We start from the raw sequence: 25,373 nt of genomic DNA, 5'->3' as shown, positions 1-25,373 counted from the left end.
CGGATGGACATTCTGGAAGCGGCCGAGCGCGACATCACGGCCGTCACGCATAGAACCATCCAATACTCGCCCCCGCCGTACAGCCTGCAGTCTCTTCAAGACATTCATCGAGCGCTGTTCGCCGACCTGTACGACTGGGCCGGCGAAGTACGGAATGTCGATATTTCCAAGGGCAGCACGCGCTTCTGTACCCATGGCCGGATCGGAGCCGAGGCGCGACGCTGCTTTGATGCCATGGCCGAGGACGGATGGCTGCAGGGACTTGGTCGGGATGCCCTCTGCAGCAAACTGGCCGAGCATTATTGCGAACTCAATATGATTCACCCATTTCGCGAAGGAAACGGGCGCGTCCAACGCATTCTGTTCGAGCAGCTGGCGCTGAGTGCGGGTCATTCGCTGGATTGGTCGACCATAGACCCTGGGGAATGGATCCAGGCGAATCTGGACGGCGTTCGAGTCGATTACCGGGCCATGCAGGCAATCTTCGAACAGATCATCCCCGGATAACAGTTTCATCAAATTCCTATTCTGACCCGTCAGCGTGCCCCCCTTCCGCGCGGCGCGATGTGAATCGCCCGGTTCCCTTGCGGCATAAGGCTGAACGAGATTCCGGACGGTATTCTGGAAGCCGCTGGACATTATGCAGGGCGTTTGCATTCCGGCCCGGGTTGGCGGTGTAGGATCGCGGCGTGTGGACCCGTCCGGCCTGCCGCCCACCGTCCTCCCTGCAGGCCAACCCGCCGAGGTAATCCCCATGCAATCCATCGAAAAGCTTCCGTATTCCCGCGGCTATGCGACCATCCGCACCGAATCGACCCCCGACGACGCCGCCCACTGGCTCTTCATGCACGCCGATGCCGCCACCGGCATCCGTCCCTGCTGCCGCAAGGACATGCTCGATGAAATGTGGAGCGTGATGAGCCAGATCACGCTGTCGCCCGCCGAGCGCAACAGTGGCCGCCTGCGCCACTTCGTGCTGGCCTCCGACGCCACCGCCTACAACCTGGGCGGCGACCTGGCCCTGTTCGCCCAGCTCATCCGCGAAGGCAATCGCGACCGCCTGCTGGCCTATGCCCAGCGTTGCGTTGAAGGTGTGCACCACCTGCATACCGGCTTCGGCGGTGACGTGCGTTCCATCGCCGTGATCCAAGGCGATGCACTGGGCGGCGGCCTGGAAATGGCGCTGGCCTGCCATACCATCATCGCCGAGGAAGGCTGCGGCATGGGCCTGCCCGAAGTACTGTTCGGGCTGTTCCCGGGCATGGGCGCGTACTCGTTCCTGTGCCGCCGCGTGGCCCCCCAGTTGGCCGAGAAGATCATCCTCGAAGGCCGCGTCTACTCGTCCGAAGAAATGTACGCCATGGGCGTGGTCGACGTGCTGGTGCCCAAGGGACAGGGCATCAAGGCTGCCGAAGACCTGATCCGCCAGCAGCAGCGCACCCCGCGCACGTACCTGGCGATGAACGCGGCACGCAACCTGGCCCAGGCGGTGGGCTATGACGAACTGCTGGAAATCACCAAGATCTGGGTGGATTCGGCACTGGCCCTGGAAGACAAGTCGCTGCGCACCATGGATCGGTTGATCAAGGCGCAGACCCGTCGTGCCCAGTCCGATGCCGCGTAACTGCGCCATCGCAAGCAGGGGGTTCCAGTAAAAAAGCCCGGTTGGAGCCGGGCTTTTTTTCAACGCATGTCGATGCCACCGTCGTCCGTGGACGAGGCACCCGGACGCCTGCGCGCTTCCAGCGCCTGTTTGCCTTCCTTCACCGCCGTGCGGATCAGCTTCATCCGCTCGCGCCATTCGCTCTTGAGCTGCCAGTCGGCCATGTGCATCACCTCGCCGGCACGGTAAGCCACCCGCACCAGGCCAAGGTTGCTGGCCACGCCCTTGATGGCGTGCGCCTGCTCACGCAGGTGTACCCAGTCGCCACGTTCGCCCGCTTCCATCGCCACGCCCACGCACTGCGTGGCGTCGGCCAGGCACTGGCGGATGAACTCCTGCTCGAAGCCCTCGCCCATGCCCAGCGCGGCCAGTTCATCGAGCACGCCGGTATCGAGCACGCCCACGGCCACCGGCGTGGACGGCACCACGGCGGTGCGGGCTTTCAGGCCATCGTTGGCGGCGATCTCGGCCAGGGTGTCCAGCAGCTTCACCGGCACCACCGGCTTGCCGAAGAAGGTGTGCGCGCCAGCCTGGGTGCACTGCTGGATCGACTCGGGGGTGACATCGGCGCTGAGCACCAGCACCGGCGTGCGCGGGGCGCCACCGGCCTGCAGCACGCGCAGCTCCTTGAGCATGTCCAGCCCGCTCATGCCCGGCATGTGCAGGTCGACGATGGCTACGTCGTAGTCGCTTTCGGCCATCGCATCCAGCACCGCTTCGCCGCCGTTGACGCACACCACCTTGTGCCCGGCCTTCTGCAGCAGCCGCTGCAGCACCAGCCGGTTGGCCTGGTGGTCGTCGGCCACCAGCACCTTCATGCTGCGCACGCGAGCGCGGTGGCGCAGGAACGGGTCGGCGAAAGCGATTACATTGTCCTGCGCGCTCTGCAGGCCATTGCCGAGCACGGCCGGGGTGAACTCGCCGGCCACCACCGGTGGCAATGCGAACGGCAGTTCGAACCAGAAGCAGCTGCCCTGCGGCGGGTTCTCGGCATAGCCGATCCGTCCCCCCATGGCTTCCACCAGCCCACGCGAGATCGAGGTACCCAGCCCGCTGCCTTCGTGGCGGCGGCCCAGGCTGACATCGGCCTGCTCGAAGGCCTGGAACAGGCGCGAACGCATTTCCGGGCCCACGCCAATGCCGGTGTCGAGGATGTCGAAGCGAAGCCGGACCTGGCCGTGGCCCTCCTCGCCTACCTGCGACACCCGGATCTCGATCCTGCCGTGCTCGGTGAACTTCACCGCATTGCCGGCCAGGTTGAGCAGGATCTGGCGCAGGTGACCGAGGTCGCCGCGCAGCAGGCGCGGCACGCCTGCGGCGACCTTGACCTGGTAATCCAGGTGCTTCAAACGCGCCTGCGGCATCAGGATCAGGCCGATCGACTGCACCACGTCGTCCAGCGAGAAGTCCTCTGCCACCACCCGCAGCTTGCCCGCTTCGATGGCCGAGATGTCCAGTACCTCTTCCACCAGCGCCAGCAGGCTGCGCGAGGACGCCTGGATGGTATTGACGCACTCACGCTGCTCTTCATCCAGCGTCGTGGTCGCCAGCACCTCGGTCATGCCTGACAGGCCATTGAGCGGCGTGCGGAACTCGTGGCTCATGTTGGCCAGGAAACGGCTCTTGGCCTCGCTGGCGCGGCGCGCTTCGTCCATCGCATGGGTCAACTGGCGCAGCAGGCTGGCGAAGTACAGCGGCACCGCCGCCAGGCCCAGCCACAGGCCGAAGCCCAGCCGCGCATTGGCCTGCCAGTAGCCGGTGGCGAGCACGGTCACCCCGAAACTGACCAGCGCCATGCCCACGGCGGCGTACAGGTACTTGTTGCCGTAGCGCATGCCGTTGCCCACCGTGACCCACATCACCACGATGTAGACCCACGACAGCGGCTCGCCCATCTGCACCATGCCGGCAGCAATCAGCCCGTAATCGGCCAGCATGCCGGCCACCCGGCGCGGGTCCGAACGACCGGGGCGCGCCAGCAGCCACGAAAACAGCAGCACCGACAGGGTCAGCCCGGTCAGCACGATGCCCAGCACCACCTGGTACTGGTGGTGCGGCAGGTCGTTGCGCACCCCCGGCATCAGCACGTAGCCCAGGATCAGCACGATCAGGACGATGCGTACGATCGCCTGGCCATGCTCGCTGTCAGGGCGGTTGCCCAGCCGGTGCCTGAGCAGCGCCAGGCCAGGGAGCGCGCCAAGCCGCTGCTTCAACACCTGGAACAGACCGGCCATGTCACATCCCCGGGCGGGAGGACGCAACGGAATGCTGCGCGCAGATGTCGTCCAGCTGCACGCGGCCGCGCAGCAGTGCGTCCACGCAGCGCGGGTCGAACAGGCGCCCACGTTGTGCGTACAGATAGGCCAGGGTGGCTTCCATCGTCCATGCTTCCTTGTATGGGCGCGGCGAGATCAGGGCATCGAAGACATCGGCAACGGCCACGATCCGCGCTTCCAGCGGGATGGCTTCACCGACCAGACCGTCGGGATACCCGCTGCCGTCGTAACGTTCGTGGTGGCGCAGCGCGATCAACGCGCCGACCTGGATGAAACGGTTCTGGCTGCCACTGAGCAGCTCGTAACCGATACGCGGGTGCCGGCGCATGATGGCCAGCTCCTCGTCGTTGAGTTTGCCCTGCTTGAGCAGCACGGCATCGGGAATGGCGATCTTGCCCATGTCGTGCAGGGGCGCGGCCATCTCGATCAGTTTGACTTCTTCTTCCGGCAGCCCGAGCTGCTCTGCGATCAGCCCGGCCACGTGCGCCATGCGCTCGAGGTAGGCACTGGTGCCGGCATCACGGAACTCGATCGCGCGGGCCAGCCGCGACAGCGTCTCGCGCTCGCGTTCCTCGACCTCGTGCATGCTGGCCAGCAGCCGCTGTTCCAGCGACAGCGCGCGTTGCTTCACGTTTTCCGACTGCTGCCGCAGCTGCAGCAGGTTGTAGCAGCGCGCGCGCAGCTCGCGCGGGCGGATCGGCTTGACCAGGAAATCGATGACCCCCGCTTCCAGCGCGGCCTGGCGGATCGGCTCATCGCCGACCACGGTGATCAGGATCACCGGAATGTCGCGGTGCTTGGGCAGGCGGCGGAAACGCCGGGCGAATTCCAGCCCGTCCATTTCCGGCATGCGATAGTCGAGCAGCAGCAGGTCCACCCCGTGCGATTCGCACCAGGCAAGCGCCGTCAGCGGGTCGCCGAAATCATGCACGCTCAGTTCCGGCGCGATGTCCTCGATGACATGCCGCAGCATCGTGCGCGCGGACGTCTGATCGTCAACGATGACAATATTCAAGGCTGTTTCCGTCGTCTTCCTGGACCACACTGGCACATGCTGCGGTAAGGATACCCCGCCGCTCTGCATACCGGCACCTTGCATGGAACCACCTCCGGTCACGATTCCCCAGTTCATGATCGTGGTCACAGTGTGATGCGCGTGTCACGCATGCCCCGTCCCACCTCATGCTCCATGGCCGGCGCGGATTGCGCCATCTAGGGCCACGGGGAAACCATACGCGTCCGGCCACCGCAGCGGAAGCCCGCCGGGACGGCCCCTGCGGGGCCATCCGGACCTACGTCTCAGTTTTCGGGACGCATGTAGGGGAACAGCAGTACGTCGCGGATCGAGCTGCTGCCGGTCAGCAGCATCACCAGGCGGTCGATGCCGATGCCCAGGCCGCCGGTCGGGGCCATACCGTACTCCAGCGCACGGATGTAATCGGCGTCGTAATGCATGGCTTCATCATCGCCACCTTCCTTGGCCGTCACCTGGGCCTGGAAGCGGGCCGCCTGGTCTTCCGGGTCGTTCAGCTCGGAGAAGCCGTTGGCCAGTTCCTTGCCGTTGATGAACAGCTCGAAGCGGTCGGTGTAGCCGGGCTGGTCGTCGTTGGCGCGGGCCAGCGGCGAGACCTCGACCGGGTGGTCGGTGATGAAGGTCGGCTGCACCAGGGTGTGCTCGACGGTGGCTTCGAAGATCTCCAGCAGCAGCTTGCCCCAGCCGTAGGACGGCTTGACCCGGATCTTCAGGCGCTCGCAATGGCGCAGCAGTGCCTCGCGGTCGGTGCAGTCGGCCAGGCTGATTTCCGGGTTGTGGTGGCGCACCGCCTCGTCCATCCGCCAGCGGCGGAACGCCGGGGCCAGGTCGATGGTGGCGCCGTCCCACTCTACCGTGGTGGTGCCCAGCACCTTGCTGGCCACGTCACGGATCACGCCTTCGGTCAGGTCCATCACTTCGTTGTACGTGGCGTAGGCCTCGTACAGCTCCATCATGGTGAATTCCGGGTTGTGCCGGGTGCTGACGCCTTCGTTGCGGAAGTTGCGGTTGATCTCGTACACGCGCTCCAGGCCGCCCACGACCAGGCGCTTGAGGTACAGCTCCGGGGCCACGCGCAGGTACAGGTCCAGGTCCAGCGCGTTGTGGTGGGTGGTGAACGGCTTGGCCGTGGCGCCGCCGGGAATGTAATGCATCATCGGCGTTTCGACTTCCAGGAAGTCGCGGTTGTCCAACCACGCGCGCATGGCGCGGATGATCCGCGAGCGCTTGATGAACACCTCGCGCGACTCCGGGGTCACGATCAGGTCCACGTAGCGCTGGCGGTAGCGCTGCTCGACGTCGGCCAGGCCGTGCCACTTGTCGGGCAGCGGGCGCAGCGACTTGGTCAGCAGGCGGATGCTGGTGGCCTTGACCGACAGTTCACCGGTCTTGGTCCGGGTCAGCCCGCCTTCCACGGCAATGATGTCGCCCACGTCCCAGCCCTTGAAGGCGGTATAGGCATCGCCCAGCGTGCTGCCCTGCAGGAACAGCTGGATGCGGCCGGATTCGTCCTGGATCTGGGCGAAGCTGGCCTTGCCCATCACCCGCTTGGCCATCAGCCGGCCGGCCATCTTGACGTGGCGGTCGGTGGCTTCCAGCGCTTCGGCGGTCCACTGCTCGCCATCGGCGTACTCGTCCTGCAGGGTGCCGGCGAAATCCTCACGGCGGAAATCGTTCGGGTAGGCGATGCCCTGCCCGCGCAGCGCGGTCAGTTTCGCGCGGCGCTCGGCGATGAGGCTGTTCTCGTCGACGGGGGGCTGCGGCGCGGGGATCTGATCGTTCATGGCGTGGGTCTATGTCTGGGGGGATATGGACGGGAATTACGAAACCCGGGGTGCCGGGATGGAGCGGATCGGGCCGCACGTGGCGGCCCGACCGTCAGGCGTCGAGGCGTTTGGAACCGACTTCCAGGCCCGACTTCAGGCTGGCTTCGACGAATTCGTCGAGGTCGCCATCGAGCACCTTCTGCGTGTCCGAACGTTCGATGCCGGTGCGCAGGTCCTTGATGCGGCTCTGGTCCAGCACGTAGTTGCGGATCTGGCTGCCCCAGCCGATGTCCGACTTGGTCGCTTCCACCGCATCGCGCTCGGCGTTGCGCTTCTGGATTTCCAGCTCGTACAGCTTGGCGGCCAGCATCTTCATCGCGTTGTCGCGGTTCTGGTGCTGGCTGCGGCCGGTCTGGCAGGCCACAACCGTATTGGTCGGGATGTGCGTGATGCGCACCGCCGATTCGGTCTTGTTGACGTGCTGGCCGCCGGCGCCGGACGAGCGGTACACGTCGGTACGCAGGTCGGCCGGGTTGATGTCGATCTCGATGTTGTTGTCGACTTCCGGCGACACGAACACCGAGGTGAAGCTGGTATGGCGGCGGTTGTCCGAATCGAACGGCGACTTGCGCACCAGGCGGTGCACGCCGGTTTCGGTCTTCAGCCAGCCGTAGGCGTAGTCGCCTTCCACGCGCAGCGTGGCCGACTTGATGCCGGCAACATCGCCACCGGACACTTCCATCAGTTCGGTCTTCCAGCCACGCGATTCGCACCAGCGCAGGTACATGCGCAGCAGGATTTCGGCCCAGTCCTGGGCTTCGGTACCACCGGCACCGGCCTGGATGTCGACGAACGCCGGGGCGTTGTCCATCTTGCCGGAGAACATGCGCTGGAATTCCAGCTGTTCCACGTGCTTCTGGTACTTGTCCAGGTCGGCGACCACGGCCAGGGCGGTGTCTTCGTCCTGTTCGCTTTCAGCCAGTTCCAGCAGTTCGCCGGATTCGGTCAGGCCATCAAGGATGGTGGCGATGCCGCCCACGGTCTTTTCCAGGCTGGAACGCTCTCGGCCCAGGGTCTGGGCATATTCGGCGTTGTTCCAGATATCGGGGTTTTCCAGTTCCCGGGTTACTTCTTCCAGACGCTCTTTCTTGGCGTCGTAGTCAAAGATACCCCCTGAGCGAGAGCACGCGATCGGTGAGATCGGTGATTCGCTGGCGCACGGGATTGAGCTCGATCATATCGGCGGTAATGAAGGCTTGGGACAAGACCGGAATTGTAGCCCAGAGCGCTTGTTCATGTTGCTGTCGGCGCCGCTGCAGGCTCGGCCGGCGCGGGCCCCTGCCCCAGCGCGGCGCGCAGCACCGGCAGCTGGCGGCGGCTGCACGGCAGCGTGCTGCCATCTTTCAGGTGGGCCCGGGCCTCCCCGCTGTCCAACGGCTCGATCGAGACCAGGAAGCCCAGGTTGAGCACGTAGCTGCGGTGGATGCGCACGAACCGGGCCGGGTCCAGCTGCGCCTCCAGCGCCGCCATCGTGCTGCGCAGCGGGTACTCATGGCCGCGCACGTGCAGGTTCATGTAGTTGCAGGCGGCCTGGGCGTACTCGATGTCGGCGGTGGCCACCAGGAAATCCCGGCCCAGCTTGCGCACCAGGAAACGCTGGGGGCGCTCGACCGGCTCTTCCGGCGGGGCATCGTCGGGCGCGGCGAGCAGGTGCGCCTCGCCCTGCCGGCGGCGGCCGAACCAGCTGAAGAAGTGCTCCAGCGCCACGAAGCTGAAGAAGGCGCGCACGTCCTTGAGATACTCATACAGGAGCCGGGTCGGCCAGGCCGAGCCGTCGACGTAGTGCTCGCCCACGCTGGCATAGGCCAGGTGGCGCAGCAGCATCATCCCGGCCACGTGCAGCAGCGACCAGCCCACGCTGGCAAGCAGGTACAGCGGCAGCCGCCGCTTCCAGGTATCGGCATGCAGCGGCCAGCGCTGGCAGCCCCACCACAGCAGCGGCAGGGTCAGCAGGATCATGCCGACGCTGCTCAACTCCCAGGTCATCGGCTCCCACAGCGCCAGCATTTCGCCCCGGCGCTGGGCGTCCATCACCTCGACCACGGCATTGGCCACGCCGCTGCCGAGCAGGATGGCGGCCCAGACCAGCAGGCGGCTGGTGGGCCGCCAGCGCGGGGAACTTCGGTGGGGCACGTTCGGGTCCATGCAGCGGGCGCCGGGGAATCAGCGCCCGATTCTACGGGCTGCGGCTCAGCGCACGTCGAACTCGCCCACCATTACGGTGTCGGCACTGTCCTTCAGGCGCAGGGTCACCTGCTGGTCCTGTTGGCGGCGGCTGCCCCAGTGCGTGCTCAGGCGCAGGGTCAGCGTGGTGGCCCCGGTAACCAGCTGCTCGCGGCTGCCGAAGTAGTTCGCCTCCACCTTGTAGCGGCCGGGCTTGGCCTGGCGCAGCGAGAACTGTTCCGGACCGTAGCCGCCGGTGAAGTCGCGCGACATCTGTCCGCCCTGGAAGGTCAGCCGGTTGCCGTAGTACGCGCGCTCGCCATTGGGGTCGGTCACCCACAGGTCCATGTCGCTGTTGTCGCTGTCCCAGCTGAGCACCACGCGCAGGTCCAGCGGCATCGGCCGGCGCAGGCGCGGGTCCACTGCGCGTGCATCCACCCCGGTGCGCGCCACCAGCGTGGTCAGCTCGTCCAGCGCGATCAGCGAGATGCCGTCGAAGCGCTCGTCCCACGGCCGCACCACCACCTCGTTGAACGCGGCCAGCGCCGCCTGCGGCTGGTTGTCGGCTTCCAGCGCCAGGGCCAGGTCCCGGAAGCTCTGCGGCTCTTCTTCGCCCAGCGCCAGCACGTCACGGAACACCGGTACCGCCAGTGCCGGTGCCTTGGCCTGCATCAACCGATAGCCAAGCACGCGCAACACATGCCGGTTCTCCAGCTGCATCTCGGCCAGGTTGGACAGCACCCGCAGCGCCAGCTCGCGCTGGCCGTGGGCCAACAGCATGTCGGCCACGTCCAGGTAGAAGGCACTGCTGTCGGCGTGCTGTTCGCGTTCCTGCAGGTACAGCGCGTACACCGCCTCCGGGCGTGCCGCGCGCAACCGGCGTGCGTAGGCCGAATCCGGTGCCCAGGCGGCGACGGTGATGCGCAGGCCGCCGTGGTTTGCCCGGTCATCGGCATCGCCTTCCACGGCCATCTCGGCGGCAGCATCGGCCTGCGTGCGCCGGGCCGCGGTGAGCGCCACGCGATCCAGCGTAGTGGACGCGGCCTCCGCCCGCTCGCGCTGCGCGCTTTCGGCCGCCACCATCATGGCCGGGGCGGGCGGTGCCGGCGCGGCAGCCGGCATCGGCGCCATCAACTGCTTGCTCGACGCCGCCGCCGGAGGTGCGCCTTTCGGCCAGGCCCGGTTCCACCATTGCTCGCGTTCGGCGAACTGCCGGGCCAGGTTGTCCAGGCGCGCGCGGCGGGCGCTGGCCTCGTCATCCAGCTTCACCGCGTGCAGCCGGTCGTAGTCCCGCTGCAACGGTGCAGCCGGGCGGATGCCGTAGCGCAGGTAGTCGTCCAGCGTTTCCAGCACCAGCAGCGAGGTATCGGCGCCCACCAGCCCGAAGCGCTGCGACAGTGCCTGGATGGCGGCACGGTTGCCTGCGGGGTCTGCGGCCAGCTCGCGACGGCGCGCGTCTGCCCAGGCATGGGCGACCAGTGCACCGCCAGTATCGCGCGCCTGCGCCAATGGCACCGTCAGCGTCTGCCGGCTACCGCCCGCAGCCGGCACCTGCAACCGCAGCACGCCGTTCGCGTTCTGCATCCGGGCCAGCACGCGCACCCATCCCTGGCCGGCGCGGTCGGCATCCACGATCAGGTCGTTCAGCCCGTCGCCTTCGGCCTGCACGTTGCCCGGGTTGTCCCGCAGCAGGCGCGCTGCCATCGATTCCACATCCTGGCTGCCGTTCAACACCAGCAGCTGGCCCTGCCCTGCACGCGCCCACGCACGCAGCCGGTCGCTGTCGGTGCGTGCACCGGCGCCACTGAGCGCATACAGGCGCTGGTTCGCACGCAATGCGGGGCGCTCGCGCTTGCCGTAGTTGGCCAGCCCGTCGCTGACCAGCAGGTACTCGTCGATATCGGGCTGCGCGGTCCAGTCGCCCAGCGCACTGGCACCGTCGTAGGGCAGGGCCTCCAGGTACCGGCGCAGCGCGCTCCAGTCGCCGTTGCGGATCGCGAAACGACGGGCCGGCTCGGCGCGATCGCGCAGCACGGTCAGCTGTACCTCGCCATTGCCGATGGCGGCGAAGTAGCGCTGAAGCAGGGCCAGTTCCGCAGCCGTGTCGCGATGGCGGGCCGAGGCGGACGCATCCCACAGCAATCCAACGCGATGCGGCAAGGTGCGTTGGCGGGTCTGCACCGGCACAGGCACCTGCACCATCACATAGTGGTCGCCATCGAAGTCACCCCGCACCGCATCCAGCCCGCGCGGCAGCGGCAGGGTCCAGCCCAGCTGATCCGGCAACTGCCTGCCGCTGCCCTGCCACTGGGCGCGCCATGCGCCGTCGCGCAGGGCCAGGGCCAGCGTCGGCGGTCCGTGCGTCACCGGTACGCCGGTGGCGACCGCGTCCAGCTGCAGCTGTACCGCGTTGGCCTGGCCCACGAACTGCAGCGGCAGCGTCCAGCGCAGGCCCTCCCTGTCCACCGGCAGGGCCTCACGCACGGTCAGCGCGACCCGGCGCGTGCCCAGCGCTGGAATGGGGTAGATGCGCAGGCGGAACTGGTTGCCGGCGGTCTGCTCCAGCAGGCCCGGGTCAACCCGGCGCCGCTCGATTGCCTCGAACACCTGCCGTCCCTGCGCCTTGGGCACGGGCACCGCATCGCGCAGCACGCCGTCGATATCCAGCGCGAACGCGGTCACCTGCTGGCCCTCGGCCAACGGGAATTCCAGCGCCCCCTCCAGCACGCGCCGGTTCGGGTTGCGGAACACCAGTTCGATGCGGGTCTCGGCCAGACCGGCCGCCACATGGCTGTCGATGCGCGCCTGCTCCAGCTGCACCGGCTGTTCCGCACCGGCCACCTTCAGCAGCGGCTCGATCAAGCGCTGCGCTGCCGCCGTCGGCACGCCCGCTCCCCCGCCCACCCACAGCAACAACCCCAAGCCAATACCGCGCAGCATGCTGTCCATGTGACGCTCCTGATCCGATGACGAAGGGTTGAACGCACCAGCACCGGAAACGGGGTTGGACAGCACGCCCCCTGCTGGTCCACGATCCCTCCCCCATGGAATGTTGTCGAAGAAGGATGTCCGCATGCGCCTGTCCCTGACCCCCCTGCTGATTGCCGGCCTGCTCCCGGTCGCACACGCCGCACCGGCCGGCGCGATCACGCCCGGCGTGGCATTCAGCCATGAGGACTGGACCTTGGCCTGCGACAACACCCGCACCTGCCGGGCTGCCGGGTACCAGAACGAGGACGCCGGCGGCGATCCGGTCTCCGTGCTGCTCACCCGGCGTGGCGGGCCGGACCAGCTGATCGGGGCCGAGCTGATGCTGGGCGAGTACGAGGAAAGCGACCTGCCGGCCACTGTCACCCTGCGCATCAACGGCATCGCGCTGGGCACCGTGGCGGACAACACCCGCTTCTCTGCTGCGCAGGTGACGGCACTGCTCAAGGCGCTGGTGAAGGACAGCAGCATCGAGCTGATCGGCGACAACGGCCGCCAATGGACCCTCTCCGACCGTGGCGCATCGGCGGTGCTGCTGAAGATGGACGAGTTCCAGGGTCGGCTAGGCACGCCGGGCGCGATCCTGCGCAAAGGCAGCCGCGCCGAAGCCAGCGTGCCCGCCTCGCTGCCGGTACCCGTGGTGACCCTGCCCCGGCGCGTGGCCACGCGCCCGGCCGACGAAGCCCTGGCCAACGCCCCGGCGCTTCGTGCCGCGCTGGCCGCCGCGACCTCGCAGGATGACTGCGAATCACTGCATCCCAGCGAGGGCACCTATGCGGATGAAGGCCCACAGACAATCGAGGTCAAGCGCCTGGACAACCGCCGGCTGCTGGTGTCCATGACCTGCTGGCGCGGTGCCTACAACGCGGGCAGCGGCTACTGGGTGGTCAACGACCGCGCGCCTTACCAACCCGCTTACATCACCAACCTGGGCGTGGACGACGACGCGCTGACCATCTCGTCCTCGCACAAAGGCCGAGGCCTGGGCGACTGCTGGTCCAGCGCCAGCTGGGCGTGGAACGGCGCCGCTTACGTCAAGACGTCAGACAGCACCACCGGCCTGTGCCGCCTGGTCGCCGCCGGCGGCGCCTGGGACCTGCCGACACTGGTAACCGAGGTCAAGGAGGCGCCCTGAGCCGCCCGCAGGGTCAGAACGGGAACACGGTCGAGGTCGCCTGCGCGGCATTGAACAGCCGCTGCAGCAGCAGGTAATCGCCCTCGGCGCTGTCGTTGGTGACAAAGCGATGGGCCTGCTGATCCATTCCGCCTCGATAGAACACCATGAACTGGTTGGCCTCCAAGTTCCGGTTGAAGTCGTGCCGCACCGTCATGCTGAACTCCGGTGTTCCCACCGAGACATCGTCACCCTCCGCATCGAACAGCCACGCCAGTTCGCCAGCCTCCGTCTTCAGGAGGACCTTTTCCAGGAACGTCAATAGACCGGTCGGCAGCATCATTCTTCCACTCCTCTTCGTTCCAGCGTCTCCACGCTTGACTTGATCCTGACCAGATGATCGCTGAGCGTGTGGCGGGCCTCCCGGCTCATCGTCGCGCTTGTCGCGTTATGGATTGCCTTCAGGATGATCATTTCCGCATCGTTCAACAGGGGCGTGAGCGAAGGGGGTTGGGAGAGCTCCTTCGCGTAACGCGCATCCAGCCGCGCCAGGAAGCGGCGCGCCATCTGCAGTGCCCTCAAGGCCGCACTATAGTCTTTTCGCTGAACTTTCGAGCTCACGTCATCTATCAAAGAGATGACTTCGATAGCTAGAACCTTTGCTTGCTGGTGTGCGGCACGCGCAAAGGCCTTCCTTACTGCATTTCCAGCGGTTCCGGCATGCACGATCTCCCCGATGGCAACAACCAGCGCCACCAATGTCGCGCCTCCGCACCAGTAATTGAAGACGTTGATGCTGTCGGAATTGCCCCACTCCCCCTTCAGATGGACGAGCGATGCGCAGACCAACAGCGTGGCAACCAGGTAGGTCCAGCGAACATGCGACATGTCTTTCGCCACTCCCCAAGCCAACATGGCGGGCAATGGCGTGACACTACGTGTCTCGATCCGGCGCCACAGTAGGCGCAGTCCCAATCACGCGTCGGCGCAGTGCTCGATGATCAGCTGGATCGCACCGCCGCTGCGGTAGTCGTCGCTGACCAGGCGATAGGCGATGTGCACGTTGTTGGCCGGCGCGTTGCCGCGCCAGCCACTGAAGTGGATGGCGTTGATCGGCTCGGCGCGGCCGGGCACGCGCAGGCTGAGCTTCAGATGCTTTTCCTTCAGCACCTGCCAGCGCGCCACCTGGAAGTGGCCATCGAACAGCGGCTCCGGGAAGCCCTGCCCCCACGGGCCTGCCAGGCGCAACGCTTCGGCGTGCTGGAAATCCAGCTCGGCCGGGGCAAGTTCGCCATCGCTCATCAGCAGCTGCTGCAACGCAGCCGGATCCATGCTGGCTTCGACCACGGTGACGAAGGCGTGCTGGAACTCCTGCAGCCGCGCGTGCGGCAGGCTCAGGCCGGCCGCCATCGCGTGGCCGCCGAACTTGTCGATCAGGCCCGGGTGGCCCGCGTTGACCAGCGCCAGCGCGTCACGGATGTGGAAACCGGCAATCGACCGCGCCGAACCCCGCAGCGAATCGCTGCCGGGTTCGGAGGGCGCAAACGCAATCACCGGCCGGTGCAGGCGATCCTTCATCTTCGATGCCACCAGGCCCACCACGCCCGGGTGCCATTCGGCATCGAACAGGCAGGCGGCAATCGGGCGCTCGCCTTCGGCAGTCAGCACCGCGCGGGACACGGCAAGCTCTGCGTCATCGGTCATCAACTGCTGCACCGCGCGCCGCTCGGCGTTGATCTGCTCCAGCGTCTGCGCGATCTCACGTGCTTGGCTACGGTCTTCGGTGAGCAGCAGTTCGATGCCCAGCGCCATGTCTTCCAGCCGGCCGGCCGCGTTCAGGCGTGGGCCGAGGGCGAAGCCGATATCCGTGGCACTCAGCCGCGCCGCATCGCGGCCACTGGCTTCAATCAGCGCCTGCAGGCCCACACAGCCGTGGCCGGCCCGCAGCCGGCGCAGTCCAGCCGACACCAGCGCCCGGTTGTTGGCATCCAGGGCGACCAGGTCGGCCACGGTGCCGACCGCGACCAGGTCCAGCAGGGTCAGCAGATCCGGTTCGGCACCCGCGGCGAACGCACCCTGCACCCGCAGGTGTCGGCGCAGGGCCATCAACACATAGAAGATCACGCCGACACCGGCCAGCGCCTTGCTCGGGAACGCATCACCGTTGATGTTGGGATCGACGATCGCATCGGCCGGTGGAAGCTGTTCGCCCGGCAGGTGGTGGTCGGTGACCAGCACCTTCCAACCGAGCGCCTTGGCCGCGGAAACGCCGGCATGGCAGGCAATGCCGTGATCGACCGTCACCAGCAGGCCGGGCTGCAGCGGGGCCAGCTCGGCCACCAGCGACGGCGACAGGCCGTAGCCGTGCAGCATGCGGTTGGGTACCGCATGCACGACGTCGCGTGCGCCGAGCATGCGCAGGCCGCGCACGCCGACCGCGCAGGCGGTGGCGCCATCACAATCGAAATCGCCCACGACAAGGATGCGCTCATCGGCCGCAATCGCCGTGGCCAGCAGGTCCACGGCGGCCTGCATGCTGCCCATCAGTTCCGGCGCGTGCAGCTGGGCCAGCTTCGGCTGCGCCTGCGCCGCATCGGTAACCCCGCGCGCCGCGTACAGGCGCTGCAGCAGCGGCAGCATGTCGCCCGGCCACTCACCGAGGGCGGCAACGGGACGACGTTGGATCTGGAGCGAATCAGGAGAAGTCAAAGCGGGCTCGATAAACAGCGCGAACGCCGATGGCGACCATGATACGCGCGGTCAATCCACAAGGCAGGCGCTACGGGCGACCGATCACGCTTCGTGAAGTTGGACCGGCTTCTTCCAGAACCGCCAGCGCTGGCCCTTGTCCAGTTCGAACCGGGCGCCATCCTCGAAATCCAGCACCAGCCGACGCAGTTCGCCGCGCTGCAATGCCGACAACAGCGGCCGGATCGCATCGTTGCCCAGCTGTTCCAGCGAACGCAGCTGGCGCAGGTCCACCAGCGCATCCACCTGCTGGTCGCCATCGGCCTGCACGCCGGCCGCCTTGGCCAAGGCCTGCAGCAGCGCATCGCGGCTGCGGACCTGCGCATGGGCGGTACGCACCGCCCCGGGCAGCTCACCGCCACCCCAGAACCACAGCGAATTGACCGCCCGCTTGCCGGCTGACAGGCGCTGCACGTTCCACGGGTGCTGGTGCAGCACCACCTGGGCTTCAGTCAACAACGCCCGCCAGCGTCGCCCGGCGTCGCCTTCGGGCAGGTGCGCGAACAGGTCATCGCCCAGCACGTCATCGGGCGCGGCGAACGCCGGCAGCGTGGTGCCTGGCGGCAAGCGCAGGTACCAGCGCGACGGCGTCGGCGCATCCAGGGTGAATCCATACCCGGCAAACAGCGGCTGCAGCGCCGGCAGCAACGCCGCCACGTCGTCGGCCTCAAGCCGCAGCGTGTCGCCGTGGCCCATCATCCGCGCGCCGTGCATGTCCGGCACCACGTTGGCCGGGTCCGCCCGCAGCCACACGCCATCGTGGGCATCGCCCACATCCAGCTGCCGGGTCAGTGCCGCCACCGGCCAATCGGCCGGCTGCAGCTGGAAATGCCGCTGCAGCTGGGCGCGCTCGCCGGCATCGACCCGGCTGCGCTCGGCACGGCCGAGCGCCTTGGCCACGTCATCAGGCAACGCCGCCGCCGGGAAGCGGCTGCGCGCCGGCAGCAACAGGGTTGCCGTGGCCATGGTCAGGTCAGTCCAGGTACTCGACGCTGACGATTTCGTACTCGCGTTGCCCGGCCGGGGCGTCGATCACGATGCTGTCGCCCTCGTTCTTGCCGATCATGGCACGCGCCACCGGCGAGGAAATCGCGATCAGGCCGAGTTTGATGTCGGCCTCCAGGTCGCCCACGATCTGGTAGCGCTTCTCTTCATCGCTTTCCACATCGGCCAGCTTGACGGTAGCGCCGAACACGACCTTGCTGCCGGCATTGAGCTTGGTGATGTCGATGATCTCGGCATGCGACAGCTCGCCTTCCAGCTGCTTGATGCGGCCTTCGATGAAGCCCTGCTCTTCGCGCGCGGCGTGGTACTCGGCGTTCTCCTTGAGATCGCCGTGCTCACGTGCCTCGGCAATGGCCGCGATGACCTTGGGGCGCTTGACCGACTTCAGCTGGTCAAGCTCTTCGCGCAGACGCTGCGCGCCCTTCAGGGTAATCGGTGCTCTCATGCGTTCAACTCCTTGTGCAGCTCCTGCAGCGACCAGACCGGGCCGGTACCGCGGAATTCCAGTGATTGCACCAGCGCCTTGGCGCCGGCAATGGTGGTCGAATAGGTGACGCGGTGCTGCAGCGCCTCGCGACGGATCGAGAACGAGTCGTTGATCGCCGCACGCCCTTCGGTCGTGTTGACGATATACACGATCTCGCCGTTCTTGATCGAATCGACGATGTGCGGGCGGCCTTCAACGACCTTGTTGACGATCTCGCACTGCATGCCGTGCTCCTGCAGCCACGCCGCGGTGCCGCGGGTGGCGACCAGGCTGTAACCGCGCTCAAGCAGTGCCTGTGCGACCGGCAGCACGCGCTTCTTGTCCGGGTCGCGGACCGACACGAAGGCCTTGCCCAGCGGCGGCGCCTTGATGCCGCCGGCTTCCTGCGCACGCGCGAAGGCGGCGCTGAAGCTGCGGCCCACGCCCATCACCTCACCGGTGGAACGCATTTCCGGCCCGAGGATCGGATCGACGCCCTGGAACTTGGCGAACGGGAAGATCGCTTCCTTGACCGAGTAGTAGTCCGGCACGATTTCCTTGGTCGCGCCCTGCTCGGCCAGGGTCTTGCCGGCCATGCAGCGCGCGGCGATCTTGGCCAGCGGCATGCCGGTGGCCTTGGACACGAACGGCACGGTGCGCGAGGCACGCGGGTTCACTTCCAGCAGGTACACGATGTCCTCGCCGTTCTCGCCGGCCTGGATCGCGAACTGGGTGTTCATCAGGCCGACCACGTTCAGGGCCTTGGCCAGCTCCACCACCTGACGGCGCAGCTCGGCCTGGGTCTCGGCCGACAGCGAGTACGGCGGCAGCGAGCAGGACGAATCGCCCGAATGCACGCCGGCTTCTTCGATGTGCTCCATCACGCCGCCGATCAGCACGTTGCCGTCCTTGTCGGCAATGATGTCCACGTCCACTTCCACGGCGTTGTCCAGGAAGCGGTCCAGCAGCACCGGCGAATCGTTGGAAACCTTGACCGCATCGCGCACGTAGCGCGCCAGGTCGGACTCACCGTAGACGATTTCCATCGCACGGCCGCCCAGCACGTAGCTCGGGCGCACCACCAGCGGGTAGCCGATCTCGCGGGCCAGCAGCAGGGCTTCCTGGTCGTTGCGGGCGATGCGGTTCGGCGGCTGCTTCAGGCCCAGCTTGTCCACCAGCTGCTGGAAGCGTTCGCGGTCTTCGGCCAGGTCGATGGAATCGGGCGAGGTGCCGATCACCGGCACGCCATTGGCTTCCAGCGCGCGCGCCAGCTTCAGCGGGGTCTGGCCGCCGTACTGCACGATCACGCCCTTGGGCTGTTCCAGCTCGACGATTTCCAGCACGTCTTCCAGCGTCAGCGGCTCGAAGTACAGGCGGTCGGAGGTGTCATAGTCGGTCGAGACGGTTTCCGGGTTGCAGTTGACCATGATGGTTTCGTAACCGTCATCGCGCAGCGCCAGTGCCGCGTGCACGCAGCAGTAGTCGAACTCGATGCCCTGGCCGATGCGGTTCGGACCGCCGCCCAGGATCATGATCTTGTCGCGGTTGCTCGGCGCCGCTTCGCACTCGTCCTCGTAGGTCGAATACAGGTAGGCGGTGCTGGTGGAGAACTCGGCGGCGCAGGAATCCACGCGCTTGTACACCGGGCGCACCTTGAGCGCACGGCGCAGTGCGCGCACGCCCGCTTCATTGGTGCCGGTCAGCTCGGCCAGGCGCGCATCGGAGAAACCGGCGCGCTTGAGCTTGCGCAGGCGGGCGGCATCGAGTGCGTCCAGGCCATCGGCGGCCAGCTGGGTTTCGGCCTGGATGATCTCTTCGATCTGGTCCAGGAACCACGGGTCGATGTGCGACAGCGCGAAAACTTCTTCCACGCTGAAGCCGGCGCGGAATGCATCACCCACGAAGAACAGGCGCTCCGGGCCCGGGGCCTTGAGTTCACGCTTCAGGGTGGTGATGTCGTCTTCGTTGGCCAGGTCCAGGCCGGTCGGGTCGAGGCCGATCTTGCCGGTTTCCAGGCCACGCAGGGCCTTCTGCAGCGATTCCTGGAAGGTGCGGCCCATCGCCATCACCTCGCCCACCGACTTCATCTGGGTGGTCAGGCGGGCATCGGCAGCCGGGAACTTCTCGAAGGCGAAGCGCGGGATCTTGGTGACGACGTAATCGATCGACGGTTCGAACGAGGCCGGGGTGAGGCCGCCGGTGATTTCGTTCTTCAATTCGTCCAGGGTGTAACCGACCGCCAGCTTCGCGGCGACCTTGGCGATCGGGAAGCCGGTGGCCTTGGAGGCCAGCGCCGACGAACGCGACACGCGCGGGTTCATTTCGATGACAACGACGCGGCCGGTGGTCGGGCTGATGCCGAACTGCACGTTCGAACCGCCGGTATCCACGCCGATCTTGCGCAGCACGGCGATGGAGGCATCGCGCAGGCGCTGGTACTCCTTGTCGGTCAGGGTCTGGGCCGGGGCGACGGTGATCGAGTCACCGGTGTGCACGCCCATCGGGTCCAGGTTTTCGATGGAGCAGACGATGATGCAGTTGTCGGCGGTGTCGCGCACCACCTCCATCTCGAATTCCTTCCAGCCCAGCACCGATTCTTCCACCAGCACTTCGGTGGTCGGCGACAGTTCCAGGCCGCGGGTCACGATATCGACCAGCTCTTCGCGGTTGTAGGCGATGCCGCCACCGCTGCCGCCCAGGGTGAAGCTGGGGCGGATGATGGTCGGGTAGCCGACGCGGGTCTGGATGTCGATGGCTTCTTCAAGCGTGTGGGCCACGGCCGCGCTCGGGCACTCCAGGCCGATCTCGCCCATGGCCACGCGGAACAGCTCGCGGTCTTCGGCCATGCGGATCGCTTCGCGCTTGGCGCCGATCAGTTCGACGTTGTACTTCTCCAGCACGCCGTTGTCGGCCAGGTCCAGCGCGCAGTTCAGCGCGGTCTGCCCACCCATGGTCGGCAGCAGTGCGTCGGGCTTTTCCTTGGCGATGATCTTTTCGACCGTCTGCCAGTTGATCGGCTCGATGTAGACGGCGTCGGCCATCTCCGGGTCGGTCATGATGGTGGCCGGATTGCTGTTGACCAGCACCACGCGGTACCCCTCGTCACGCAGGGCCTTGCAGGCCTGGGCGCCGGAGTAATCGAACTCACAGGCCTGGCCGATGACGATCGGGCCGGCACCGATGATGAGGATGGTCTTTAGGTCAGTGCGCTTGGGCATTGTCTTCTCTAAGTCAGTACAGCGTGTCAGGGGTCGCAGCGCCGCGCCGAAGGCAGCGGCGTCTCGAATCAGGCCTTGGCCTGCGCCATCAGGGTGATGAAGCGGTCGAACAGCGGGCTGACGTCGTGTGGGCCCGGCGAGGCTTCGGGGTGGCCCTGGAAGGAGAACGCCGGCACGTCGGTGCGGGCGATGCCCTGGTTGGTGCCGTCGAACAGCGAGCGGTGGGTCACGCGCAGGGTGGCCGGCAGCGTGGCTTCATCCACCGCGAAGCCGTGGTTCTGCGAGGTGATCATCACGCGGCCGTCGTCCAGGTCCTGCACCGGGTGGTTGGCACCGTGGTGGCCGTGGCCCATCTTGACGGTCTTGGCGCCGGAGGCCAGCGCCAGCAGCTGGTGGCCCAGGCAGATGCCGAACACCGGCACCTTCCTGTCCAGGAACACCTTGATCGCTTCGATGGCGTAGTCGCACGGTTCCGGGTCGCCCGGGCCGTTGGACAGGAACACGCCATCGGGATTCATCGCCAGCACTTCGGCAGCCGGGGTCTGGGCCGGTACCACGGTGATGTCGCAGCCGCGCTCGGCAAGCATGCGCAGGATGTTGAGCTTGGCGCCGAAGTCATAGGCCACCACCTTGTACTGCGGGGCGGCGCTGACGAACGTGTTGGAATCCAGGTCGAGCTGGCCCTCGTTCCAGCTGTAGGCCTTGTCGGTGCTGGTCACCTTGGCCAGGTCCATGCCCTTCAGGCCGGGGAACTTGCGTGCGGCTTCCAGGGCGATGTCGACGTTGATGTCGTCACCGGCCATCAGCGCGCCGTTCTGCGCGCCGCGCTCGCGCAGGATGCGGGTGAGCTTGCGGGTGTCGATGCCGGAAATGGCGACCACGCCACGCTGCAGCAGCCAGTCCTGCAGCGAGACCTGGCTGCGCCAGTTGCTGGGACGGCGCGGCACGTCGCGCACGATCAGGCCCGCCGACCACACTTTGTGGGCTTCGTCGTCCTGGTCGGTAAGGCCGGTATTGCCGATATGCGGGTAGGTCAGCGTGACCATCTGCCGGGCGTAGGAGGGATCAGTCAGCACTTCCTGGTAACCGGTCATGGCGGTGTTGAACACCACCTCACCGACGGACAGGCCGGGCGCGCCTACGGATTCGCCCTCGAATACGGTGCCGTCTTCGAGGACGAGGATTGCGGCTTGGGTCACGGGAATCTCACTTTGGCTACCGAGGGGTCACCGAAGTCACGCCACGCTTCACGGAAAAGCGGTTGCAAAAAAGCGCGGACTGCGGTGCGGGACCGGTCCGGCTGTCGTGATTCGGCGAGCGGGAATTGTAAAGGCAACCCCCCTCCAACGCCAGCGTTTGCTTGCAATGGGCAGCGTACGGGAGCGTCCGGCCACCCTGGGGTTCAGGCCTGGCCGGTGTACGCGTTCAGGTTGCGCTGGCGGCGAGCAGGTCGCGCACGCGGTAGCTGGCGGGGGCGCGCCCGTTCAGCTGCACGGCGGCGAACAGGGCGCCACGGGCGAAGATGTCGCGGTTGGTGGCGCGGTGGGTCAGTTCGATGCGCTCGCCGAGGCCGGTGAACTGGACGAGGTGTTCGCCGACGATGTCGCCAGCGCGCAGGCTGGCGTAGTGCGGCTGGGCGCCGCCCTTCTGGGCGGCGGCGCCGAGGGTGAGTGCGGTACCGGACGGGGCGTCCTGTTTGTGGACGTGATGGGATTCGACGATGTCGCAGTCCCAGCCGGCCAGGGCGGCGGCGGCACGTTCGACCAGTTCATCGAGCACGGCCACGCCGAGGCTGAAGTTGGAGGCCCACACGAGCGGGATCCGGGTGGCGGCCTGGATCAGGGCCTGGCGCTGGGTTTCGCTGATGCCGGTGGTGCCGGAAACGAGGCCTGCGCCGCGCTCGACACACAGGGCCAGCACGGGATCAAAGCCTTCAGGCAGGCTGAAGTCGATGGCGACGTCGAACTGGGGCGCGCCGTGGAGTTCACTGGCGGCGAAATGCGGGACGCCGTCGACCACGCGCTGGGCGGGCGAGCGGCGGGTAACGGCGGCAACGACCTGCAGGTCGTTGCGTTCGGCAGCCAGGCGCAGCAGGGCCTGGCCCATGCGGCCGGACGCACCGTGGATGAGCAAACGAATCGGGGGAGTAGTCATGCCCGCAGGCTAGCGAAAGGGTTTGGATTGGGCAATCGCCAACATCAACGTCAACATCAACTTCAACGTCAACTTCAACATCAACTTCAACATCAAGGTCAACTGCGTCGGCTCTGCGTTGCCGTCTGGCTGGGCGGGTCCGGGGCAGGCCCGCGGGGGACGCCGTGAACCCATCCTTGGGGGCTTGGTCGCCGCATCCATGCGGCTCACACCCCCGCAAACCTACCCCGGCCCCGCCCTCTACGGCTTATCGTTGACGGAGAGCAAGAGCGTAGAGCCCCGATCAATCAATGCTGCTTTGGCGGTGTCGGGCCACAACTGTCGCAACCACCGCAGGCGCCGCCACTGCCGGTGGCCGGCGGTGCTATGCGGCGGCCCAGTGCCTGCAGCCAGGTGGCGCGCTCCGGCTTGATCAGCCCGAGCGCTATCGCGCCGCGCGCTTTGCGTACGGTGCCTGGGAATTGCTTCTTCAGCACTACCCAAGCGCTGATCAGGACGATCAGCGCGACCACGATGTACTGCAGGAGCAGGCCGGTGCTCATCAGCCGCCGCCCAAGGCCACGGTCAACTGGTAGGTGACCAGCGCGGCGACGTAGGCGGCCGCGAACAGGTAGAAGGTGGCAAAGCCGACCTGCTTCCAGGAGTTGGTTTCGCGCTTGATGGTGGCCAGGGTGGAGATGCACATCGGGGCGTAGATGAACCACACCAGCAGGGACAGACCGGTGGCCAGCGACCAGCCGTTGGCGACCACCGGGGTCAGGGCCTGGATGGCGGCGTCATCGTCGGCGGCGGACAGGGCGTAGATGGTGGCGAGCGAGGACACAGCCACTTCGCGGGCACCCATGCCGGGGATCAGTGCGATGCAGATCTGCCAGTTGAAGCCCAGCGGGGCGAAGAACACGGCCATGGCATGGCCGATCTGGCCAGCGAAGCTGTAATCGATGGCCGGCATGGTGGCGTTTTCGGGGGCACCCGGGAACGACAGCAGCACCCACAGCAGGATGGTCAGCGAGAGGATGATGCCGCCCACGCGCTTGAGGAAGATCATGCCGCGCTCGTACAGGCCCACGGCCAGGTCGCGCGGGTGCGGAATGCGGTAGGACGGCAGTTCAAGCATCAGCGGGTGTTCGCTCTTGTCGCGGCGCCACTTCTTCATCACCCACGACATCGCCAGTGCGCTGAAGATGCCGGCCGCGTACAGGGCGAACAGGATCAGGCCCTGCTGGCTGACGAAGCCCCACAGGGTCTTCTGCGGGATGAACGCGCCGATCAGCAGGGCGTACACCGGCAGGCGTGCCGAGCAGGTCATCAGCGGGGCGACCAGAATGGTGGCGAGGCGGTCACGCGGGTCCTGGATGCTGCGGGTGGCCATGATGCCGGGCACCGCGCAGGCGAAGCTGGAGAGCAGCGGGATGAACGAGCGGCCAGACAGGCCGGCCGAGGCCATCATGCGGTCGAGCAGGAACGCGGCACGCGGGAGGTAGCCCGACTCTTCCAAGGCCAGGATGAAGGCGAACAGGATCAGGATCTGCGGCAGGAACACCACCACCCCGCCCACGCCGGCGATGATGCCGTCGGTGAGCAGGCTGGTCAGCGGGCCGGGCGGAAGGTTGGCGCCCACCACCTCGCCCAGCCAGCCGAAGCCGGCCTCGATGCCGTCCATCATCGGCGTGGCCCAGGCGAATACCGCCTGGAAGATCAGGAACATCACCACGATCAGGGTCATCAACCCGAACACCGGGTGCAGCAGCCAGCGGTCCAGTGCGTCGTCGATCTTCGCAGTGCGGGTGGGCATGCTGACCGCGGCGGCGAGGATGCCGCGCACCTGGGCGTGGTAATCCGTCTCCCCGGCGACCGCCGCCACCAGCGGGGCATCCAGGTGCGGCACCATCGCATCCAGGCGTTCGACCAGCGCCTGGGCGCCGTTGCGGCGCACGGCCACGGTTTCCACCACGGGCACGCCCAGGGCCTGCTCCAGCGCCGGCACGTCGATCTTGATGCCACGGCGCTCGGCCGCATCCACCATGTTCAGCGCCACGATCATCGGCTTGCCCAGCTCGCGCAGTTCCAGCGCGAAGCGCAGGTGCAGGCGCAGGTTGGTGGCGTCGATCACGCACAGCAGCACGTCGGGGGCGGCCTCGCCCGGGTAGAAACCCCGGCACAGGTCGCGGGTGATTGCTTCGTCCAGGCTGGCCGGCTGCAGGCTGTAGGCGCCCGGCAGGTCGAGCACGGCGAATTCACGGCCAGATGGCGCGCGCAGGCGGCCTTCCTTGCGCTCCACGGTCACGCCGGTGTAGTTGGCGACCTTCTGGCGGCTGCCGGTGAGCTGGTTGAACAGCGCGGTCTTGCCGCTGTTGGGGTTGCCGACCAGGGCAATGCGCAGGGTGGCGGCGTTCATGCGGCCGCTCCATCTGCAACGGCAGTGATGTCGATGCGCTTGGCTTCGGAAATCCGCAGGGCGAAACGGGTGAACCCGACCTGCACCAGCAGCGGTTCGCCGCCGATGGGACCACGGGCTACCAGACGCACATCTTCACCCTTGACGAAGCCCAGTTCCCTGAGCCGACGGGCGATGGCGTCGTTTGCATGGAGGTCGCGCACCGATTCCACCAGAGCGGAGCCGTGCAGCGGCAGATCGGACAACGTCACAGGTCGCCTTCGGTCGATAAGAATGGTTATCAATTCTAGCATCGCCGCGCCGCGTCATGGCCCGGGCCGC

Annotated in this window: 20 protein-coding genes; 3 read left to right on the top strand and 17 right to left on the bottom strand. The window is 66.9% G+C overall.

Going from position 1 to position 25,373, the window contains the following annotated elements; translation table 11 throughout:
- A partial coding sequence (locus KVS69_RS12455) for a Fic family protein (protein ID WP_217538293.1) occupies positions 1-507 on the top strand: 507 nt, incomplete at its 5' end.
- A 247-nt stretch (positions 508-754) separates the two neighbouring features.
- Positions 755-1,624: a crotonase/enoyl-CoA hydratase family protein gene (locus KVS69_RS12450; protein ID WP_217538291.1), complete on the top strand. Its 870-nt coding sequence runs from the start codon at positions 755-757 to the stop codon at positions 1,622-1,624.
- Between the two features lie 59 nt (positions 1,625-1,683).
- Here KVS69_RS12450 and KVS69_RS12445 read toward each other — a convergent pair whose 3' ends face one another.
- The 6 genes from KVS69_RS12445 to KVS69_RS12420 all read right to left on the bottom strand — a co-directional run bounded on the left by KVS69_RS12445 (position 1,684) and on the right by KVS69_RS12420 (position 11,910).
- Positions 1,684-3,897 carry an ATP-binding protein gene (locus KVS69_RS12445; RefSeq protein ID WP_217538289.1) on the bottom strand — a complete coding sequence of 738 codons (2,214 nt, stop codon included), beginning with the start codon at positions 3,895-3,897 and terminating at the stop codon, positions 1,684-1,686.
- Between the two features lies 1 nt (position 3,898).
- Entirely contained in the window at positions 3,899-5,038 is a 1,140-nt protein-coding gene (locus KVS69_RS12440; protein WP_068851546.1) for a two-component system response regulator, read from the bottom strand.
- Positions 5,039-5,238: 200 nt separating this feature from the next.
- The gene (lysS, locus tag KVS69_RS12435; RefSeq protein ID WP_217538287.1) at positions 5,239-6,756 is read right to left on the bottom strand and encodes a lysine--tRNA ligase; all 1,518 of its coding nucleotides are present in this window, start codon (positions 6,754-6,756) and stop codon (positions 5,239-5,241) included.
- Between the two features lie 94 nt (positions 6,757-6,850).
- A protein-coding gene (gene prfB, locus KVS69_RS12430) for a peptide chain release factor 2 (protein WP_099047393.1) occupies positions 6,851-7,976 on the bottom strand; the annotation gives its coding sequence in 2 pieces (ribosomal slippage) (positions 6,851-7,900 and positions 7,902-7,976; 1,125 coding nt in all).
- A gap of 55 nt (positions 7,977-8,031) precedes the next feature.
- Entirely contained in the window at positions 8,032-8,943 is a 912-nt protein-coding gene (locus tag KVS69_RS12425; RefSeq protein ID WP_217538285.1) for a LytTR family DNA-binding domain-containing protein, read from the bottom strand.
- A 45-nt stretch (positions 8,944-8,988) separates the two neighbouring features.
- Positions 8,989-11,910 carry a VIT domain-containing protein gene (locus KVS69_RS12420; RefSeq protein ID WP_217538283.1) on the bottom strand — a complete coding sequence of 974 codons (2,922 nt, stop codon included), beginning with the start codon at positions 11,908-11,910 and terminating at the stop codon, positions 8,989-8,991.
- A 124-nt stretch (positions 11,911-12,034) separates the two neighbouring features.
- On the opposite strand from KVS69_RS12420, the gene KVS69_RS12415 reads away from it, so the two are divergent.
- On the top strand, positions 12,035-13,084 hold the full coding sequence (locus KVS69_RS12415) for a DUF1176 domain-containing protein (RefSeq protein ID WP_217538281.1): 1,050 nt from the start codon (positions 12,035-12,037) through the stop codon (positions 13,082-13,084).
- A 13-nt stretch (positions 13,085-13,097) separates the two neighbouring features.
- On the opposite strand, the gene KVS69_RS12410 is transcribed toward KVS69_RS12415, so the two are convergent.
- The 11 genes from KVS69_RS12410 to KVS69_RS12360 all read right to left on the bottom strand — a co-directional run bounded on the left by KVS69_RS12410 (position 13,098) and on the right by KVS69_RS12360 (position 25,303).
- The gene (locus KVS69_RS12410; protein ID WP_141236255.1) at positions 13,098-13,406 is read right to left on the bottom strand and encodes a hypothetical protein; all 309 of its coding nucleotides are present in this window, start codon (positions 13,404-13,406) and stop codon (positions 13,098-13,100) included.
- Positions 13,403-13,951 (bottom strand): hypothetical protein, encoded by a 549-nt coding sequence (locus KVS69_RS12405; RefSeq protein WP_217538279.1) that lies wholly within the window; start codon positions 13,949-13,951, stop codon positions 13,403-13,405. Before KVS69_RS12405 ends, KVS69_RS12410 begins: the two co-directional genes overlap by 4 nt.
- A gap of 87 nt (positions 13,952-14,038) precedes the next feature.
- The gene (gene recJ, locus KVS69_RS12400; RefSeq protein WP_217538277.1) at positions 14,039-15,772 is read right to left on the bottom strand and encodes a single-stranded-DNA-specific exonuclease RecJ; all 1,734 of its coding nucleotides are present in this window, start codon (positions 15,770-15,772) and stop codon (positions 14,039-14,041) included.
- Positions 15,773-15,856: 84 nt separating this feature from the next.
- Positions 15,857-16,777, bottom strand: a complete 921-nt coding sequence (locus KVS69_RS12395; RefSeq protein ID WP_217538276.1) for a phosphoglycerate mutase — start codon at positions 16,775-16,777, stop codon at positions 15,857-15,859.
- A 7-nt stretch (positions 16,778-16,784) separates the two neighbouring features.
- Positions 16,785-17,261 (bottom strand): transcription elongation factor GreA, encoded by a 477-nt coding sequence (greA, locus tag KVS69_RS12390; RefSeq protein WP_068851523.1) that lies wholly within the window; start codon positions 17,259-17,261, stop codon positions 16,785-16,787.
- A complete protein-coding gene (carB, locus tag KVS69_RS12385) occupies positions 17,258-20,500 on the bottom strand; it encodes a carbamoyl-phosphate synthase large subunit (protein ID WP_217538274.1) in 3,243 nt (1,080 codons plus the stop codon). Before carB ends, greA begins: the two co-directional genes overlap by 4 nt.
- Before the next feature lie 68 nt (positions 20,501-20,568).
- Positions 20,569-21,699: a glutamine-hydrolyzing carbamoyl-phosphate synthase small subunit gene (gene carA / locus KVS69_RS12380; protein ID WP_068851517.1), complete on the bottom strand. Its 1,131-nt coding sequence runs from the start codon at positions 21,697-21,699 to the stop codon at positions 20,569-20,571.
- Between the two features lie 226 nt (positions 21,700-21,925).
- A complete protein-coding gene (gene dapB, locus KVS69_RS12375) occupies positions 21,926-22,654 on the bottom strand; it encodes a 4-hydroxy-tetrahydrodipicolinate reductase (RefSeq protein ID WP_093536245.1) in 729 nt (242 codons plus the stop codon).
- 287 nt (positions 22,655-22,941) lie between these two features.
- On the bottom strand, positions 22,942-23,196 hold the full coding sequence (locus KVS69_RS12370; protein WP_217538272.1) for a DUF6587 family protein: 255 nt from the start codon (positions 23,194-23,196) through the stop codon (positions 22,942-22,944).
- A complete protein-coding gene (locus KVS69_RS12365; protein ID WP_217538270.1) occupies positions 23,196-25,052 on the bottom strand; it encodes a ferrous iron transporter B in 1,857 nt (618 codons plus the stop codon). Before KVS69_RS12365 ends, KVS69_RS12370 begins: the two co-directional genes overlap by 1 nt.
- Positions 25,049-25,303, bottom strand: a complete 255-nt coding sequence (locus KVS69_RS12360) for a FeoA family protein (RefSeq protein ID WP_093536239.1) — start codon at positions 25,301-25,303, stop codon at positions 25,049-25,051. The genes KVS69_RS12365 and KVS69_RS12360 overlap by 4 nt, the downstream gene beginning before the upstream one ends.
- Positions 25,304-25,373 lie beyond the last annotated feature (70 nt).

It is taken from the genome of Stenotrophomonas sp. GbtcB23 (assembly GCF_019091045.1).
Lineage (GTDB): Bacteria > Pseudomonadota > Gammaproteobacteria > Xanthomonadales > Xanthomonadaceae > Stenotrophomonas > Stenotrophomonas rhizophila_A.
The sequence above is the reverse complement of the archived record's forward strand: the minus strand, read 5'-3'. Positions and strand labels throughout refer to the sequence as shown.

Excerpts from the sequence above, each read along its gene's own strand:
- KVS69_RS12440 (WP_068851546.1), bottom strand. The coding sequence starts at position 5,038 with ATGCAAGGTGCCGGTATGCAGAGCGGCGGGGTATCCTTACCGCAGCAT.
- dapB (WP_093536245.1), bottom strand. The coding sequence starts at position 22,654 with ATGACTACTCCCCCGATTCGTTTGCTCATCCACGGTGCGTCCGGCCGC.
- lysS (WP_217538287.1), bottom strand. The coding sequence starts at position 6,756 with ATGAACGATCAGATCCCCGCGCCGCAGCCCCCCGTCGACGAGAACAGC.
- KVS69_RS12420 (WP_217538283.1), bottom strand. The coding sequence starts at position 11,910 with ATGGACAGCATGCTGCGCGGTATTGGCTTGGGGTTGTTGCTGTGGGTG.
- KVS69_RS12415 (WP_217538281.1), top strand. The coding sequence starts at position 12,035 with ATGCGCCTGTCCCTGACCCCCCTGCTGATTGCCGGCCTGCTCCCGGTC.
- KVS69_RS12445 (WP_217538289.1), bottom strand. The coding sequence starts at position 3,897 with ATGGCCGGTCTGTTCCAGGTGTTGAAGCAGCGGCTTGGCGCGCTCCCT.
- greA (WP_068851523.1), bottom strand. The coding sequence starts at position 17,261 with ATGAGAGCACCGATTACCCTGAAGGGCGCGCAGCGTCTGCGCGAAGAG.
- KVS69_RS12450 (WP_217538291.1), top strand. The coding sequence starts at position 755 with ATGCAATCCATCGAAAAGCTTCCGTATTCCCGCGGCTATGCGACCATC.
- KVS69_RS12410 (WP_141236255.1), bottom strand. The coding sequence starts at position 13,406 with ATGATGCTGCCGACCGGTCTATTGACGTTCCTGGAAAAGGTCCTCCTG.
- carB (WP_217538274.1), bottom strand. The coding sequence starts at position 20,500 with ATGCCCAAGCGCACTGACCTAAAGACCATCCTCATCATCGGTGCCGGC.
- KVS69_RS12405 (WP_217538279.1), bottom strand. The coding sequence starts at position 13,951 with ATGTCGCATGTTCGCTGGACCTACCTGGTTGCCACGCTGTTGGTCTGC.
- KVS69_RS12365 (WP_217538270.1), bottom strand. The coding sequence starts at position 25,052 with ATGAACGCCGCCACCCTGCGCATTGCCCTGGTCGGCAACCCCAACAGC.
- KVS69_RS12395 (WP_217538276.1), bottom strand. The coding sequence starts at position 16,777 with ATGGCCACGGCAACCCTGTTGCTGCCGGCGCGCAGCCGCTTCCCGGCG.
- KVS69_RS12425 (WP_217538285.1), bottom strand. The coding sequence starts at position 8,943 with ATGGACCCGAACGTGCCCCACCGAAGTTCCCCGCGCTGGCGGCCCACC.
- KVS69_RS12370 (WP_217538272.1), bottom strand. The coding sequence starts at position 23,196 with ATGAGCACCGGCCTGCTCCTGCAGTACATCGTGGTCGCGCTGATCGTC.